We start from the raw sequence: 14,759 nt of genomic DNA on the forward strand, positions 1-14,759 counted from the left end.
CAGCCTGAGCGAATGAGGGGCTAACTTGCAGAGTACAGCTTTTTTATGCTTTGTTATTCAGAACCAGTTGACCATTGCCGTCTAGGGGAATTTGCGTTCCGGGGTCTTTATCCATGCGGATTTTGCCCTGCTGATCGCCAATTTTATAGGTCACGTCGTAGCCAAGCATCTTTTCAGATTTGTCATACACCGTCTTACAGCGTTGCTGCGTGGTAGTATAAGTATCACTTTCCTGCATTGATCCCTGGATTTGATTGCCAGCATAACCGCCGCCCAGCGCCCCGACGACCGTCGCCACATCTTTACCACGACCGCCGCCAAATTGATGTCCAATCACGCCGCCTGCTACTGCGCCAAGCACCGAGCCGGCAATACGGTTTTCGTCCTGAACCGGTCTGCGATGCGTGACCGTGACATTACGGCACTCCTGACGCGGCGTTTTTACCGTCTCTTTAATCGGTTTAGCCGATATCACCTGCGCATATTGCGGACCACGATCAAATACGTTGAGACTGGCCACTGCCGCCACACCCAGCGCAGCCGCTACGCCAATCCCTATACCCGCCAACATTGATTTATTCACGGGAGTTCCTCCTTCGTTGCTATTGGTAACAATTTTGCAACCAGTATGCGAACAAAGCCAATCGGAATGAGGATGAAAAATGCGGGATGAGGCGGTAAAGCTGAAGGATTCGGACAACTCCGAAGCGAGTGATGGAGAAGCGCTCACCGGCGCGAGCAGCCGGTGAGGCGCAGAGAAATTAATGCAGTTTCAGGCGCGGACGAATGACGCGGTTAATACTGCCCACCAGCATCATCAGGCCAGTTTTAAAGTATCCATGCAGCGCTATCTGGTGCATACGGTATAGCGAGATATACACGAAGCGGGCGATACGTCCTTCAATCATCATTGAACCGCGGGTCAGGTTCCCCATCAGACTACCCACGGTAGAGAAGTTGGACAGAGAGACCAGCGAACCATGATCTTTATACTGGTAAGCTTTCAGCGGTTTGCCATTCATCTGCGCCAGAATGTTATTCATCGCGCAGGTAGCCATCTGATGCGCCGCCTGAGCGCGAGGCGGCACAAAACCTCCCTCCGGACGTGCGCAGGAAGCGCAGTCGCCAATCGCATAAATATCAGGATCGCGCGTGGTTTGCAGCGTCGGTTCCACCACCAGTTGGTTAATGCGGTTCGTTTCCAGACCACCAATCTCTTTCATAAAATCTGGCGCTTTGATACCCGCCGCCCACACCATCAGATCGGCCTGAATATATTCACCTTCTTTCGTATGCAGACCGCCTTCGTCGGCGCTGGTGACCATAGTTTGCGTCAGCACGCGAACGCCCAGTTTGGTCAGTTCATTATGCGCGGCGCTGGAGATACGCGGCGGCAACGCAGGCAGAATACGCTCGCCAGCCTCAACCAACGTCACGTTCAGCGCGTCGTTGGTCAGCCCCTTATAACCATAGCTATGCAGCTGTTTTACCGCATTATGCAGTTCAGCCGACAGCTCAACCCCCGTCGCACCGCCGCCAACGATGGCGATATTGACCTTACCGTTCGCGCCCAGATTAGCCGAATACTTGAGGAACAGGTTCAGCATCTCCTGGTGAAAACGGCGCGCCTGATGCGGGTTATCGAGGAAGATACAGTGCTCTTTCACGCCCGGCGTGTTGAAATCATTAGAGGTGCTGCCCAGCGCCATCACCAGCGTGTCATACGCGATTTTGCGCTCCGGCACCAGCAGTTCGCCCTTTTCATCACGCAACTCGGCAATGGTGATGGTTTTCGCTTCGCGATCGATATCCATCACCGACCCCAGTTGGAACTGGAAACCATGATTACGCGCATGAGCCAGATAGCTCAGCGCATCCACGCCTTCGTCCAGAGAGCCAGTCGCCACTTCGTGCAGCAATGGTTTCCACAGATGGCTGTGATTTCTGTCTACCAGCGTGATTTTCGCTTTTTTCTTGCGCCCCAGTTTATGGCCTAACTGCGTCGCCATTTCCAGCCCGCCAGCGCCGCCGCCGACAATCACGATCTTTTTTAATGGTGTAGTCAACGTGACCCCCTTAAATTTATTAACCAATTGTTAATTAAACGTTATTAGTATAGCCTTTAATTAACAACAAGTTACGTTAATGAGAATAAGCTTCTGATATGAGAATAGCATGAACGGTGCATTGGTCATACCAAAATTGATGTGCATCAAGTTTTCATGCTGAAAAGATAGACAGCTTGCGAGAATTGAGCATAAAAAAACCAGCCGCAAGGCTGGTTATCCGGTCACTGATAACGCCATATTGCCGGGGGCGTTACCCCAGCGTTTTAAACGCTTTGATACGTTGCAAATGCGGCGAAATATTTTTGAATTTGTGAGTCTGTTCCTCATCCCACACAATTTCATAATACGGGTGAAGAGCTTGCGCTGAGCGTTGGCTGTCCAGCGCTTCGTCATGACGCGAGAGGATCACCAGACAACGATCGCGATTTTTTTCGCGAAAGTTGGTCACGCACTTTGTGGCGATGTCCGCATATTCTTCCGGGCGATCGATTTTCCCCTCCATGTTTTCATAGGGGAACAGGTTCGGGTTAAAAACCACCTGACGGATATCGCACAAAAAGCCAATCCGCTCCGCCCAGTAACCGCCCAGCCCCACGCCACAGATTAAAGGGCGCTCGTCCACATTCAACTGCAACATTTTGTCCACTTCTTTCAGCAGATGCTGCATATCGTGCTTAGGATGCCGCGTACTGTAGCTTACCAGCCGAACATCCGGGTCGATAAACTGTAATTGCAACACTTTTTCATGGTTGCCCGGACTATTTGAATCAAAACCGTGTAAATAAATAATCATCTGGCACCCTCACGAAAACTCGAGTTAATGACCTGCTTTTTCTTCCTGCCAGCGTTCATGTAACTGGTTGAGCTGGGCGCTGGCTGTTTTCCAGCGTGCTGAGTCCATGAGCTCCCGGCGTGAAAATGAACCTTTATGATACAAACGTGTAACACGTTCTGCTTTGATCGGCGACAGATTATCCAACACGCTGACCGCGCCTTTACGATTATTGCAGACCAGAATCATATCGCAACCCGCATCCAGCGACGCCTGAGCGCGCTCAGCATAGCTGCCCATAATCGCCGCGCCCTCCATCGACAGATCGTCGGAGAAAATGACGCCGTCAAAGCCTAACTCCTGACGCAGCACCGTTTTCAGCCAGTACGGCGAACCGCTTGCCGGACGCGGATCGATAGCGCGGTAGATCACGTGGGCAGGCATAATCGCATCCAGTTTATTCTCGCTAATCAGCGTGCGGAACACCGACATATCTTTGCCACGGATGTCCGTTTCAGGACGTGGATCGCACGGCGTCTCTTTGTGGGAGTCCGCCGTGACCGCGCCGTGGCCGGGGAAATGCTTACCGGTCGTTTTCATCCCGGCGTCATGCATGCCGTCAATAAAGCGCGTTGCCATTGCCAACGCTTTTGCGGGATCGGCATGATAGGAGCGCTCGCCAATTGCCGCGCTGATATGCCCGACGTCCAGCACTGGCGCAAAACTGATATCAATATCCATCGCGATCATTTCGCTGGCCATCAGCCACCCTGCCTCCTGCGCCAGTCGTCCCCCCTCTTGCAGTCCATGCAGCGCAAAAAAAGATTGCGCCGCGGGCAGGCAGGTAAACCCGTCACGGAAACGCTGTACGCGCCCGCCTTCCTGATCGACGGCCACCACCAGATGGTTACGCGATGCCGCCCGAATCTGGCGCACTAATTCGCGCAGCTGTTCCGGGTCATGGTAATTACGCGTGAACAGAATAAGCCCGCCAACCAGCGGATGCGCCAGTATCTCGCGCTCCTCCGCATCCAGCTCACATCCTTCGACATTCAACATTACTGGGCCCACACTGCTCTCCTTATCCTTTCATACGTAGCTGGCGCCAGGTTTCATCGGCCAGCCTGATAAATTGTTGCTCGCCGGTTTGTCGCCAGCGGTATTCGAACCACCCTGCTTTTAGCATAATGACCCACGGGTGCCATAATCGTATCTGTCGCCATAGCTGCCGAGCGTCGATTCGCGCGCGCGCGGCATAAGCGTCTGCCAGTTGCCGGTGCTGGCGTTCATCCTCAACCCATACTGCCGCCAGCTCCAACGCAATATCGCCGTCGCCGGCATACTCCCAGTCAATCAGTCTCAACCCGGCGGACGTTAATACTATATTGTCGCCATGGACATCCATATGCAAAGGCGCGAGCCGCAGCGGGCGAGGTTCACCGTTTTTTTGCAACTGTTTGAGCCGCCGCAACCAAAACGGCGTACGCCTTGCCGGATCGCAACACGACCAGTACTGCGCCAATAGTGGCGATAGCGCGATACGCCAGCCAAAACGCGGCTGTTGATGCAAATGATACAGTAAGGCCGCCAGTTCGTCGGCATCTGGCAGAGCGGAATTTACCACACCATGCAGATATTCTACCGCCATCCAGCCTGGCGTATAAAAAAGCGCTCGCGGCGCAAGACTGGCCGGCAATTGGGATAAGGCGCGGTAATGACGTAAAAAATGGGCTGGTGGAGCGTCGGGGTCGTGATGACGACGCAGCACGACACGGTGAGTATCGTGGTCAATAATACAGCTCCCGCCGCTTAGCCCCTGCGATGCGGCGACGGCGGGACGATACTGGGGAAAATAGCGCGACAGGATCTCGTCGCGCGTTAAGGGATTATTGTTGTTGGACCGCACCTTTACCTGACCAGATTATCTCGCCCGTTTGCACCAGCATTAACTGCATCTGTAATGCAGGCGCGTTAACGTTACCGGATGCGCTGGAGTAAAGTACATATTGCGCCCCGACGTTGCGCGCAATGCCAATAGCTTTACTGCGCGTTCCCAGACTATCCTGCGGAGACAACCCTAGCTGTTGTTTTGCCATCGAGAGTTGCTGTACGGAGACCAGCGTAAATTTACCGTTGTTCGCCAGCGCATTACGTAACGTTTCCGTTGCCTCGTTCGCATTTAACGACCCATTCGTCCGGTTATTCACGCTGTCGACAAGCAATACGCTTCCGGCCGTCACGCCATCAGCCTGCAACATTTTGCTGACCAGCGGTTGCATCGCGCCGTTCCAGTCATAGTGGCGCACCTTAGGCGCTGGCTGGCCCGTTTGATCTTCATGTTCGATCGGCCCCGGTTGCTGTGGAATGGTTGGCACAGACGGCACAACAGGAGGCTGTGGTGGCTGCGCGGGTTGTTCTGGCGCTGGTTTTACCTCTTCAACTGGCGCAGGTTGACGTTGCGCCATACACCCGGAGAGAAATATCGCCAGCGCAGCAATGGCAGCGTAGCGATGCATTTTTGTCATCAAAATTCACTCCTCACAAATAAAGATAAAGCCTGACCTTATGCGCCCCCAGATAATTGGCGCTGCCAAATAGCGTTACCGACGAACGCGCGGGTATGGTTACGCTACGCGGCGCCTCCAGCGGATGCATCTCCAGCCCCCGCGCGTCATACCAGTAAAACCGATAATGAACGGTTATGGGCTCTTGCCTTTCGTTATAGACGCGGGAAGAAGCTGATGGCTGGATATCAGACGCCGTCAGTTCAGGCGGCTCTGCGGTGACCCCCGCCGCCAGAACCGTGGACTCCATCACCAGCGACTGCGCGTCGCTTACCGGAATTTCAGGGTGTGACCGGCAGCCGGTAAGCAGCAGCAAGCCCAGAGAAACCGCGATGCATCCTTTGATCATATTTACAAGCCTTTATGCGCCAGCATCGGGCCTAGCGGGCGGCCGCCCAGTAGGTGCATATGGATATGATAAACTTCCTGGCCCCCATGACGGTTGGTATTCATGATTAAACGATACCCATCCTCGGCAATGCCTTCCTGTTCGGCGATTTTCGCCGCCACGGTGATCATCCGACCTAACGCCTGTTCATGTTCCGCCGTCACGTCATTGACGGTTGGGATCAGGATATTGGGAATAATCAAGATATGCGTCGGCGCCTGCGGTGAAATATCACGAAAGGCGGTGACCAGCTCATCCTGATAAACGATATCCGAAGGGATTTCACGACGAATAATTTTGCTGAATATAGTTTCTTCTGCCACGACGTTTTCCTTTTTCATAATAGCCCTTGCAGCGCACATGCTACGCCGAGCCATACTGCGAGTATAGAGTATGAGCGAGTTACCGACGCTCTTTCAACTTTAACCCACGATTTATTAAGCGAAAAATGACTACATGCTGGGCTTACCGCCATATCCCCCTGCCATGACGCCTTTGTACGCTTAAAAAATATTTTTAGTTTGCCTGTTTATACCGTTTTACACATTTAATACAAATGCGTATATTTCTCATTTGCATTTTTATGCGCATTAACTAGCAAAGAATGAAAAGGTTCAACGTCATACGTCCTGAACTTACCCCAATAACAAGCAAGGATTTTCAGATGTCTTTCATTCAATACCGCCGGGACAAACACCTTCAGTCCACCGCCGCACCGTCGCTGTTAGCTATGGGTATGGCGATGGCATTTATGCCTGCCGCCTTCGCGGCTGAGGATACCGTTATTGTCGAGGGCGCGACGACCGCTGACGCCGTAAACCGCGAAGAACAGGATTACAGCGTGAAAACGACCGCTGCGGGCACCAAAATGACGATGACTCAGCGCGATATCCCGCAGTCGGTCAGTATTGTCAGCCAACAGCGTATGGAAGACCAGCAGTTGCAAACCCTGGGCGAGGTGATGACCAATACGCTGGGGATCAGCGGAAGCCAGGCTGACTCCGATCGCATCAGCTATTACTCGCGCGGGTTTGAAATTGACAACTATATGGTTGACGGTATTCCAACGTATTTTGAGTCCCGCTGGAATCTGGGCGATGCGCTAACGGATACCGCGCTGTATGAGCGCGTGGAGGTGGTTCGCGGCGCGAATGGGCTGATGACCGGAACCGGTAATCCTTCTGCCTCAATAAATATGATTCGTAAACACGCCACCAATCGGGAGTTCAAAGGTAACGTCTCCACAGAATACGGTAGCTGGAATAAGCAGCGTTACGTCATGGATCTGCAAAGTCCGCTCACCGCAGACGGCAATGTCCGTGGGCGCATCGTGGCGGGTTATCAGAATAATGATTCCTGGCTGGACCGCTATAACAGTGAGAAAGCGTTCTTTTCCGGAATTGTCGATGCCGATCTGGGTGCAACCACTGGCCTTTCAGCCGGTTATGAATATCAAAAAATTGATGTCAATAGCCCGACCTGGGGCGGTCTGCCGCGCTGGAACACCGATGGCAGCAAAAATAGCTATGACCGCGCGCGTAGTACCGCCCCGGACTGGGCTTATAACAACAAAGAGATAAATAAATTCTTCGTCACGCTTAAGCAGCATTTTGCCGAAAGCTGGCAGGCGACCCTGAATGCGACCCATACTGAGGTCAAATTCGACAGTAAAATGATGTATATCGATGCGTTAGTCGATAAAGAGACAGGTACGCTGGTGAGTCCTTATGGCGCAAGCTACCCCGTGGTCGGCGGTACGGGCTGGAACAGCGGCAAGCGCAAAGTAGATGCCATAGATCTCTTTGCCGATGGCGCTTATGAGCTGTTTGGCCGTCAGCACAATATGATGTTTGGCGGCAGTTATAGTAAGCAGAATAACCGCTATTTTAGCGCCTGGGCGAACGTCTTTCCGGACGACATTGGCAACTTCAGCGCCTTTAACGGTAATTTCCCCCAAACCCACTGGGCGCCACAAAATCTGGCGCAGGACGATACCACGCATATGAAATCGCTGTATGCCGCTACGCGCATTTCGCTGGCCGACCCGCTGCATCTGATTCTTGGCGCTCGTTATACCAACTGGCGTGTTGATACACTGACCTACAGCATGGAGAAAAACCATACCACGCCGTATGCCGGGCTGATTTATGATATCAACGACAACTGGTCCGCTTATGCCAGTTATACCTCTATCTTTCAGCCGCAGAATAAACGTGACAAAGCAGGTCAATATCTGGCTCCGATTACCGGTAATAACTATGAAGCGGGCCTGAAGTCCGACTGGATGAACAGCCGCCTCACCACCACGTTGTCCGTGTTCCGCATTGAGCAGAATAACGTCGCTCAGGCAACCACTATTCCCATCCCTGGCAGTAATGGGGAGTTTGCCTGGAAGTCTACTGACGGAACGGTGAGCAAAGGCGTCGAATTTGAAGTGAACGGCGCAATTACCGATAACTGGCAGATGACTTTCGGGGCTACCCGATATGTTGCCGAGGACAATGAAGGTAACGCCGTGAACCCTAATCTCCCGCGCACCAGCGTGAAGTTATTCACCCGCTATCGTCTGCCGGCGATACCGGAGCTGACGGTCGGCGGCGGTGTGAACTGGCAGAATCGGGTTTACAAAGATACCACGACGCCGTACGGCACTTTCCGCGCCGAACAGGGCAGCTATGCGCTGGTCGATCTGTTTACCCGCTATCAGGTGACGAAAAATTTCTCCGTACAGGGAAACATCAACAACCTGTTCGATAAAACCTACGACACCAATATTGATGGTTCCATTGTTTACGGCGCGCCGCGTAACGTCAGCCTCACCTCCAATTATCAGTTCTGACAGACTGTCGGAGAGCGGCATATAAAGCGCCATTAAAAAAGGCAGCCGAATGGCTGCCTTAATTCTCCCCAACATCATTACTGCTTAGCTGTTACGGATGTACTCATCCATTTCCGTTTTCAGGTTATCGGATTTCGTACCGAAAATAGCCTGAACGCCGGAACCCGCGACGACAACGCCTGCCGCGCCCAGTTTCTTCAGGCCAGCCTGATCCACTTTCGCTACATCGGCTACGCTCACGCGCAGACGCGTGATACAGGCATCCAGGTTAGTGATGTTCTCTTTACCGCCAAACGCCGCAACCAAAGCCGGCGCCATTTCGCTGGTCGCGCCCGCTTTTGCGTCATCAGTAGTGTCTTCACGACCCGGCGTTTTCAGATCCAGCGCTTTGATCAGCACGCGGAACACGGTGTAGTACACAATCGCATAACCGGCGCCAACAATCGGGAACAGCCACAATTTGCTGCTGTTACCGGACAGCACGATAAAGTCGATCAGACCGTGGGAGAACGACGTACCGTCACGCATCCCCAGCAGAATACAGATCGGGAATGCCAGACCTGCCAGAATCGCGTGAATAATGTACAGGATCGGCGCCACGAACATGAAGGAGAACTCGATAGGCTCGGTAATACCCGTCAAAAACGAGGTCAGCGCGGCGGAAATCATGATACCGCCCACTTTTGCGCGGTTTTCCGGTTTAGCAGAGTGCCAGATAGCAATGGCCGCAGCCGGCAGACCGTACATTTTGAACAGGAAGCCGCCAGACAACATACCCGCCGTCGGGTCGCCCGCCATATAGCGCGGAATGTCGCCGTGGAATACCTGACCCGCTGCGTTGGTGTATTCGCCGATCTGCATCTGGAAAGGAACGTTCCAGATATGATGCAGACCAAACGGCACCAGGCAACGCTCGATGAAACCGTAAATGCCAAACGCGACAACCGGGTTCTGATAAGCCGCCCACTGCGAGAACGCCTGGATAGCCGTACCGATTGGCGGCCATACGAAAGACAGCACCACACCGGTAAAAATAGCGGCCAGACCCGAAATGATCGGCACGAAGCGTTTGCCCGCAAAGAAGCCCAGATACTCAGGCAGTTTGATACGGTAGAAGCGGTTAAACATATACGCTGCGATCGCACCGGAGATAATCCCCCCGAGAACACCCGTATCAGCAAGGTGTTTAGCGGCGATCTCTTCAGCAGGTAAATGCAGAACCAGCGGCGCAACCACAGCCATGGTTTTCACCATGATGCCATACGCTACTACCGCCGCCAGAGCCGAAACGCCGTCGTTGTTGGTAAAGCCCAACGCCACGCCGATAGCGAAAATCAGCGGCATATTGGCAAAAACAGATCCGCCCGCTTCTGCCATAACGTGCGATACAACGGCTGGCAGCCAGCTGAAGTTAGCGGAACCGACACCCAGCAGGATACCTGCGATAGGGAGTACGGATACCGGCAGCATCAGCGATTTACCGACCTTTTGCAGGTTAGCAAATGCATTCTTAAACATAATTGAGAGTGCTCCTGAGTATTTGTGCTTTTCTACGTTCTCACGCATTGGCGAGGGGGGAGAACCCCGCCGTGGACAGGACATCTAAGTGCCCTTTTATTTATTACACAGAGTAAAATAAATACGTCTGATTTTGTTTGACGGCTATCACGTTTCAGCGCCAGATAGCCTAAAAAGTATCACATTCTGCCAAAATGAGTTTCCGAATGTTTCCATAAGCTCGCTCACCGCCCCTTTTGTGGCGGTGAACTTTACGCGCTTTGCTTATTAATTACGAGCTTTAAAAAAACTCGTTTAACGGATTGATGACAGGCGAGACGCGTCAATATGGAACAGGCGAGCAAAGTTATCGGTGGTGATCTGCGCCAGTTCTTCAACGGCAACCCCTTTCAATACCGCCATATATTCTGCGACGTCGCGTACCATCGCAGGCTGGTTCTCTTTACCGCGATGCGGCACCGGCGCCAGATAAGGAGAATCGGTCTCGACTAATAACCGATCCAGCGGTACATAGCGCGCCGCATCACGCAACTGTTCAGCGTTACGGAACGTTACGATGCCGGAAAAAGAGATATAAAACCCCAGATCCAGCAATTTGCCGGCCGTTTCTCTGTCTTCTGTAAAACAGTGTAGTACGCCGCCGCAATCCGTCACTTTTTCTTCGCGCAGGATAGCCAGCGTATCGGCACGCGCGTCGCGAGTATGGACAATCACCGGTTTATGCAATTCGCGGCCAATCTGGATATGATGAATAAAAGACGCCTGCTGGCGGATTTTGGTCTCAGGCGTGTAAAAATAATCAAGCCCGGTCTCGCCCATCGCCACCACATCGTCTTCTGCAGCAAGGAGGCGCAGTTCTTCTACGTCATACGCTTCATCCTGATTTAACGGATGCACGCCGCAGGAAAAGACCACATTATCGCGCTTGCCCACCAGCTCGCGCATATGGCGATACCCCGGCAGCGTCGTCGCCACCGCTAAACAGAACTTCACATCGCGCGCGGCGGCTTTCGCCAGCACATCGTCCACGTCCTTATGCAAAGATTGATAATCCAGACCATCAAGATGGCAGTGTGAGTCGACTAAAAACATAATGTCTCTCTCAAAGATGAGGAACAGGCAACAAGGTGCCTGGTTGCAGGTAATGCTCGATGCGGAGAATGAGATCGGTTAATACCAGTTCGCGGTTTAATCCGGTCACATGAAGTAATTGATCACGACAATGGCAAACATCGTTCAGGATTGCCTGAATACGCGCCGGGGATAGCGGCCCCGCCAGCGCGGCAACAACCGCGTCCGCATCAACGTTTGTCAGGTACGACGCGCCGTGCTGACGTTTAAGAGCATCAACCAGCAGCGTCGCCAGCCAGTGCAGGCGCGCCGGGGCTTGCTCATGATTGAGCGCCGTTAATAACGCATACCAGTCGCCCGTATGTAAACTGTCCATTAACGCCTGACACAGCGCCTCACGCTGCGCCCAACGTTCAGACTGCAACAGCGCCAGCGCGGCGCCGGGCGACCCCGCATTCAGGCGTAGCGCCGTGAGCAATGCTTCTTGTGACGCCGTCACTTCTCGCGACAGCCATGACATCGCATACGATTCGGACGGCGGCGCCAGATGATGCAGCCGGCAGCGGCTGCGTAATGTCGCCAACAGACGAGCAGGCTCCGGGCTGGCAAGGAAAAACCAGGTTTGCTCCGGCGGCTCTTCCAGCGTTTTGAGCAACGCATTGGCGGCGGCGTCGGTTAATAGCGCCGCATCCGCAATCCACACCACCTTCGCACCGCCCAGACGGGAGTGCTCGTACAATTTCTCGCTGACCTCGCGTACCGCATCTACGCCGAGACTGCTTTTGCCTTTATCCGGCGTCAGCGTGTAATAGTCCGGATGCGTGCCAGCCTGCATAAGCTGACAACCACGGCAATGCCCACAGCTTTTGTGGCCCTCAGGCTGCTGGCATAACAGATAACGGCTCAGCGCATAGCACAGCGCCTCGTCGCCCATGCCAGGTAAGGCCTGAATCAGTAGCGCATGGTGCCCACGTCCCGCCTGGTAACTTTCTACCAGTTTTTCATAGGCGGGCCGTAACCATGGATACCATTTCATGCCGCTTGCTCCTGCACCCACTTCGTCACAGTGGCGCGAATGTCGCGCATGACGGCATCCAGCGGCTGGGTCGCGTCAATGGTGCGGATACGCGAGTCTTGCGCCGCCAGTTCCAGATAGCGCGCGCGAGTCCGGTTAAAGAAATCAAAAGATTCCTGCTCAATGCGATCCAAATCGCCGCGCGCTCTGGCGCGTTTTAGCCCGACTTCCGGCGTGACATCCAGATACAGCGTCAGGTCAGGGCGAAAATCGCCCAGCACGGCATCGCGTAGTGTCGCCAGCATGGTTTGATCAATGCCGCGCCCTCCCCCCTGATACGCCTGGGTCGAGAGATCGTGTCGATCGCCGATCACCCATACGCCTTGCGCCAGCGCGGGTTTGATTACCGTTTCGACGAGCTGTACGCGAGCGGCATAAAACATCAGTACTTCCGCTTTATCGGTAATCACTTCGTCGCCTACCGCTCGAATATCCAGCACCAGACTTCTTAGTTTTTCGGCAAGCTGCGTACCGCCCGGCTCACGGGTAAAAATCATGTTACGAATACCCAGTTGCTCAAGGGTCTCCACCACCACGTCGCGCGCAGTGGTTTTTCCGGCGCCTTCCAGGCCCTCGATGACGATATAATTACTGCCCATTTTTTTCCTTAAGCACTTTCAGGTACTCCTGCACTGACCGATTATGGCTGGCAAGATTGGTGTTAAATGTGTGACCGCCTTTACCGTCGGCCACAAAATAGAGATACGGCGTTTTCGCCGGATGCGCCGCCGCCTGCAATGACGCTTCGCTGGGCGATGCAATCGGTCCTGGCGGCAGCCCGGTTATGGTATACGTGTTATAAGCCGTCGGCTTTTCCAGATCCGCACGCGACAAGTTACCATTATAACTCGTCCCCATCCCGTAAATCACGGTGGGATCGGTCTGAAGGCGCATACCGATTCTCAGGCGATTAATAAAGACTGAGGCCACCTGATCGCGTTCGCTGGCGACAGCCGTCTCTTTTTCAATAATCGAGGCCATTGTCACCAGTTGGTTCTGATCTTTATAAGGCAGCCCCTCGGCCCGGCCTTTCCAGACAGTATCGACAGTTTTCACCATCTTTTGGTGCGCTCGCTTGAGAATAGCGACATCGCTGGTGTTGGCGGTATACATCCAGGTATCGGGCCAGAACCACCCTTCTACCCATTCAGGATGCGCAAGCTTTAATGCCTGAGCGACAGTGGCGTAGTCATCATCCGGCAATGTATGGCGAATATACGGCGCCTCTCGTAGCTGTTTCAGGTAATCGCTAAGGCGCATCCCTTCCACAAACCGCAACGGGAATTGCGCTTCTTTGCCGCTCTCCAGCAACTCAAGCATCTCCCGTACGGTCATCCCCGGCGTAAAACGGTAAGTTCCCGCTTTAAAGTGCGATAACTCAGGCTCCACGCGCAGCAGCCACTGAAATACCCGGGGGCGATTAATGATTTTTTCATCATAAAGCTGGTCGCCAAGCGCCAGCCGCCCCGTTCCCGCCTTGAGCGTAAAAATAGTCTCGTCTTTAATAAGTAACGTGCTGTTCGCCAGATGGCGAACTTTCCACATCCCCACGCTCGCGGCAATACCCAGCACAACCAACAGCAGAAGGAAAACGCCTGACAATTTTTTCATAACTAATTCGGATGCTCACAAAATGGGGCTAAAAATTGAAACAGTGTTCGCGAAGAATACGACGTCCCGTGATAGGCGCGTATGGGAATAATCGGCATTAGCGCGTTGCAGATGATAACCTCATCCGCCTGCCTGACCGCCTCCTCTCTCGCCTGAGCTTCAAGGACCTGGAAAGGAGATTGCGCCAGTTGGCGTAAACAAAATTGTCGCATAATGCCGTTCACCCCGGCCTGATCCAGACGCGGCGTAAAAACAATGTCGCCTGTACGCCAGAACAAATTAGCCGCACAGCATTCCGTAACCCATCCCTCGCTGTCAAGAACCAGCGCCTCATCGGCGTTCGTCTGCTCAAGATGAGAGCGAATCAACACCTGTTCGAGGCGGTTCAGATGTTTTAATCCGGCAAGATAAGGATTGCGCCCAAGCGGTATGGGACTAAGGGTAAGAGTGATGCCCTCGTCTTTCCAGCGGGCGTAGTGGGCAGGGTAAGGCGACACGCTAAGAATCCGTGTGGGTAATTGACAACTGGCGGCGCTGTAACCGCGTCCGCCTGCGCCGCGGGTAATCATCACTTTCAGCACGCCTTCCCGATGCGGTTGTGCCAGGCAGCGCATCTCTTTTACTAATACATCCCAATCGTTAAAGGGGATCGCCAAACGAGAGCACGTTTCTTCCAGGCGAGCCAGATGACGGGAAAACAAGGCAATCTCCCCCGCCGCGATCCGCGCAGTGGTAAAGCAACCGTCTCCGAACTGCACCCCCCGGTCATTCACCGCGAGTCGTTCAGTGGATTGGCCGTTAATCAGATACATTCATCCTCCAGATAACCGCCCATCAGAGTGTCAGGGGAAT

15 protein-coding genes are annotated in these 14,759 nt (G+C 53.6%); 1 reads left to right on the forward strand and 14 read right to left on the reverse strand.

What is annotated here, in order from left to right; genetic code table 11:
• Positions 1-43: 43 nt before the first annotated feature.
• The 8 genes from LCS67_RS13255 to hinT form a co-directional block, all read right to left on the reverse strand.
• Complete coding sequence (locus LCS67_RS13255; protein WP_001043449.1) at positions 44-583, reverse strand: glycine zipper 2TM domain-containing protein; 540 nt, start codon at positions 581-583, stop codon at positions 44-46.
• A 178-nt stretch (positions 584-761) separates the two neighbouring features.
• On the reverse strand, positions 762-2,066 hold the full coding sequence (ndh, locus tag LCS67_RS13260; RefSeq protein ID WP_000211053.1) for an NADH-quinone dehydrogenase: 1,305 nt from the start codon (positions 2,064-2,066) through the stop codon (positions 762-764).
• Positions 2,067-2,319: 253 nt separating this feature from the next.
• Complete coding sequence (ycfP, locus tag LCS67_RS13265) at positions 2,320-2,862, reverse strand: alpha/beta hydrolase YcfP (protein WP_000587945.1); 543 nt, start codon at positions 2,860-2,862, stop codon at positions 2,320-2,322.
• Positions 2,863-2,886: 24 nt separating this feature from the next.
• A complete protein-coding gene (nagZ, locus tag LCS67_RS13270) occupies positions 2,887-3,912 on the reverse strand; it encodes a beta-N-acetylhexosaminidase (protein WP_000529336.1) in 1,026 nt (341 codons plus the stop codon).
• 10 nt (positions 3,913-3,922) lie between these two features.
• Positions 3,923-4,747 carry a thiamine kinase gene (gene thiK / locus LCS67_RS13275; protein ID WP_001257340.1) on the reverse strand — a complete coding sequence of 275 codons (825 nt, stop codon included), beginning with the start codon at positions 4,745-4,747 and terminating at the stop codon, positions 3,923-3,925.
• Positions 4,728-5,366 (reverse strand): penicillin-binding protein activator LpoB, encoded by a 639-nt coding sequence (gene lpoB / locus LCS67_RS13280; RefSeq protein WP_000164359.1) that lies wholly within the window; start codon positions 5,364-5,366, stop codon positions 4,728-4,730. Before lpoB ends, thiK begins: the two co-directional genes overlap by 20 nt.
• A 13-nt stretch (positions 5,367-5,379) precedes the next feature.
• Positions 5,380-5,754, reverse strand: coding sequence for a YcfL family protein (locus tag LCS67_RS13285; protein WP_000589563.1), 375 nt, complete (start codon positions 5,752-5,754; stop codon positions 5,380-5,382).
• A 2-nt stretch (positions 5,755-5,756) separates the two neighbouring features.
• On the reverse strand, positions 5,757-6,116 hold the full coding sequence (gene hinT, locus LCS67_RS13290) for a purine nucleoside phosphoramidase (protein WP_001532068.1): 360 nt from the start codon (positions 6,114-6,116) through the stop codon (positions 5,757-5,759).
• A gap of 341 nt (positions 6,117-6,457) precedes the next feature.
• On the opposite strand from hinT, the gene fhuE reads away from it, so the two are divergent.
• On the forward strand, positions 6,458-8,632 hold the full coding sequence (fhuE, locus tag LCS67_RS13295) for a ferric-rhodotorulic acid/ferric-coprogen receptor FhuE (protein ID WP_023232973.1): 2,175 nt from the start codon (positions 6,458-6,460) through the stop codon (positions 8,630-8,632).
• A gap of 84 nt (positions 8,633-8,716) precedes the next feature.
• Here fhuE and ptsG read toward each other — a convergent pair whose 3' ends face one another.
• From ptsG to pabC, 6 genes are all read right to left on the reverse strand, one after another.
• Positions 8,717-10,150: a PTS glucose transporter subunit IIBC gene (gene ptsG / locus LCS67_RS13300; RefSeq protein ID WP_000475705.1), complete on the reverse strand. Its 1,434-nt coding sequence runs from the start codon at positions 10,148-10,150 to the stop codon at positions 8,717-8,719.
• A gap of 294 nt (positions 10,151-10,444) precedes the next feature.
• Positions 10,445-11,242 (reverse strand): metal-dependent hydrolase, encoded by a 798-nt coding sequence (locus LCS67_RS13305; protein ID WP_000480268.1) that lies wholly within the window; start codon positions 11,240-11,242, stop codon positions 10,445-10,447.
• Between the two features lie 10 nt (positions 11,243-11,252).
• Positions 11,253-12,257, reverse strand: a complete 1,005-nt coding sequence (gene holB, locus LCS67_RS13310) for a DNA polymerase III subunit delta' (RefSeq protein ID WP_000872450.1) — start codon at positions 12,255-12,257, stop codon at positions 11,253-11,255.
• Positions 12,254-12,895, reverse strand: a complete 642-nt coding sequence (gene tmk / locus LCS67_RS13315; RefSeq protein WP_000535395.1) for a dTMP kinase — start codon at positions 12,893-12,895, stop codon at positions 12,254-12,256. Before tmk ends, holB begins: the two co-directional genes overlap by 4 nt.
• Positions 12,885-13,907, reverse strand: coding sequence for a cell division protein YceG (yceG, locus tag LCS67_RS13320; protein WP_000736471.1), 1,023 nt, complete (start codon positions 13,905-13,907; stop codon positions 12,885-12,887). Before yceG ends, tmk begins: the two co-directional genes overlap by 11 nt.
• A 2-nt stretch (positions 13,908-13,909) precedes the next feature.
• On the reverse strand, positions 13,910-14,719 hold the full coding sequence (gene pabC / locus LCS67_RS13325) for an aminodeoxychorismate lyase (protein WP_000280843.1): 810 nt from the start codon (positions 14,717-14,719) through the stop codon (positions 13,910-13,912).
• Between the last annotated feature and the right edge of the window lie 40 nt (positions 14,720-14,759).

Origin of the sequence: Salmonella sp. A7 (assembly GCF_020181675.1) — a bacterium.
Classification (GTDB): domain Bacteria; phylum Pseudomonadota; class Gammaproteobacteria; order Enterobacterales; family Enterobacteriaceae; genus Salmonella; species Salmonella enterica.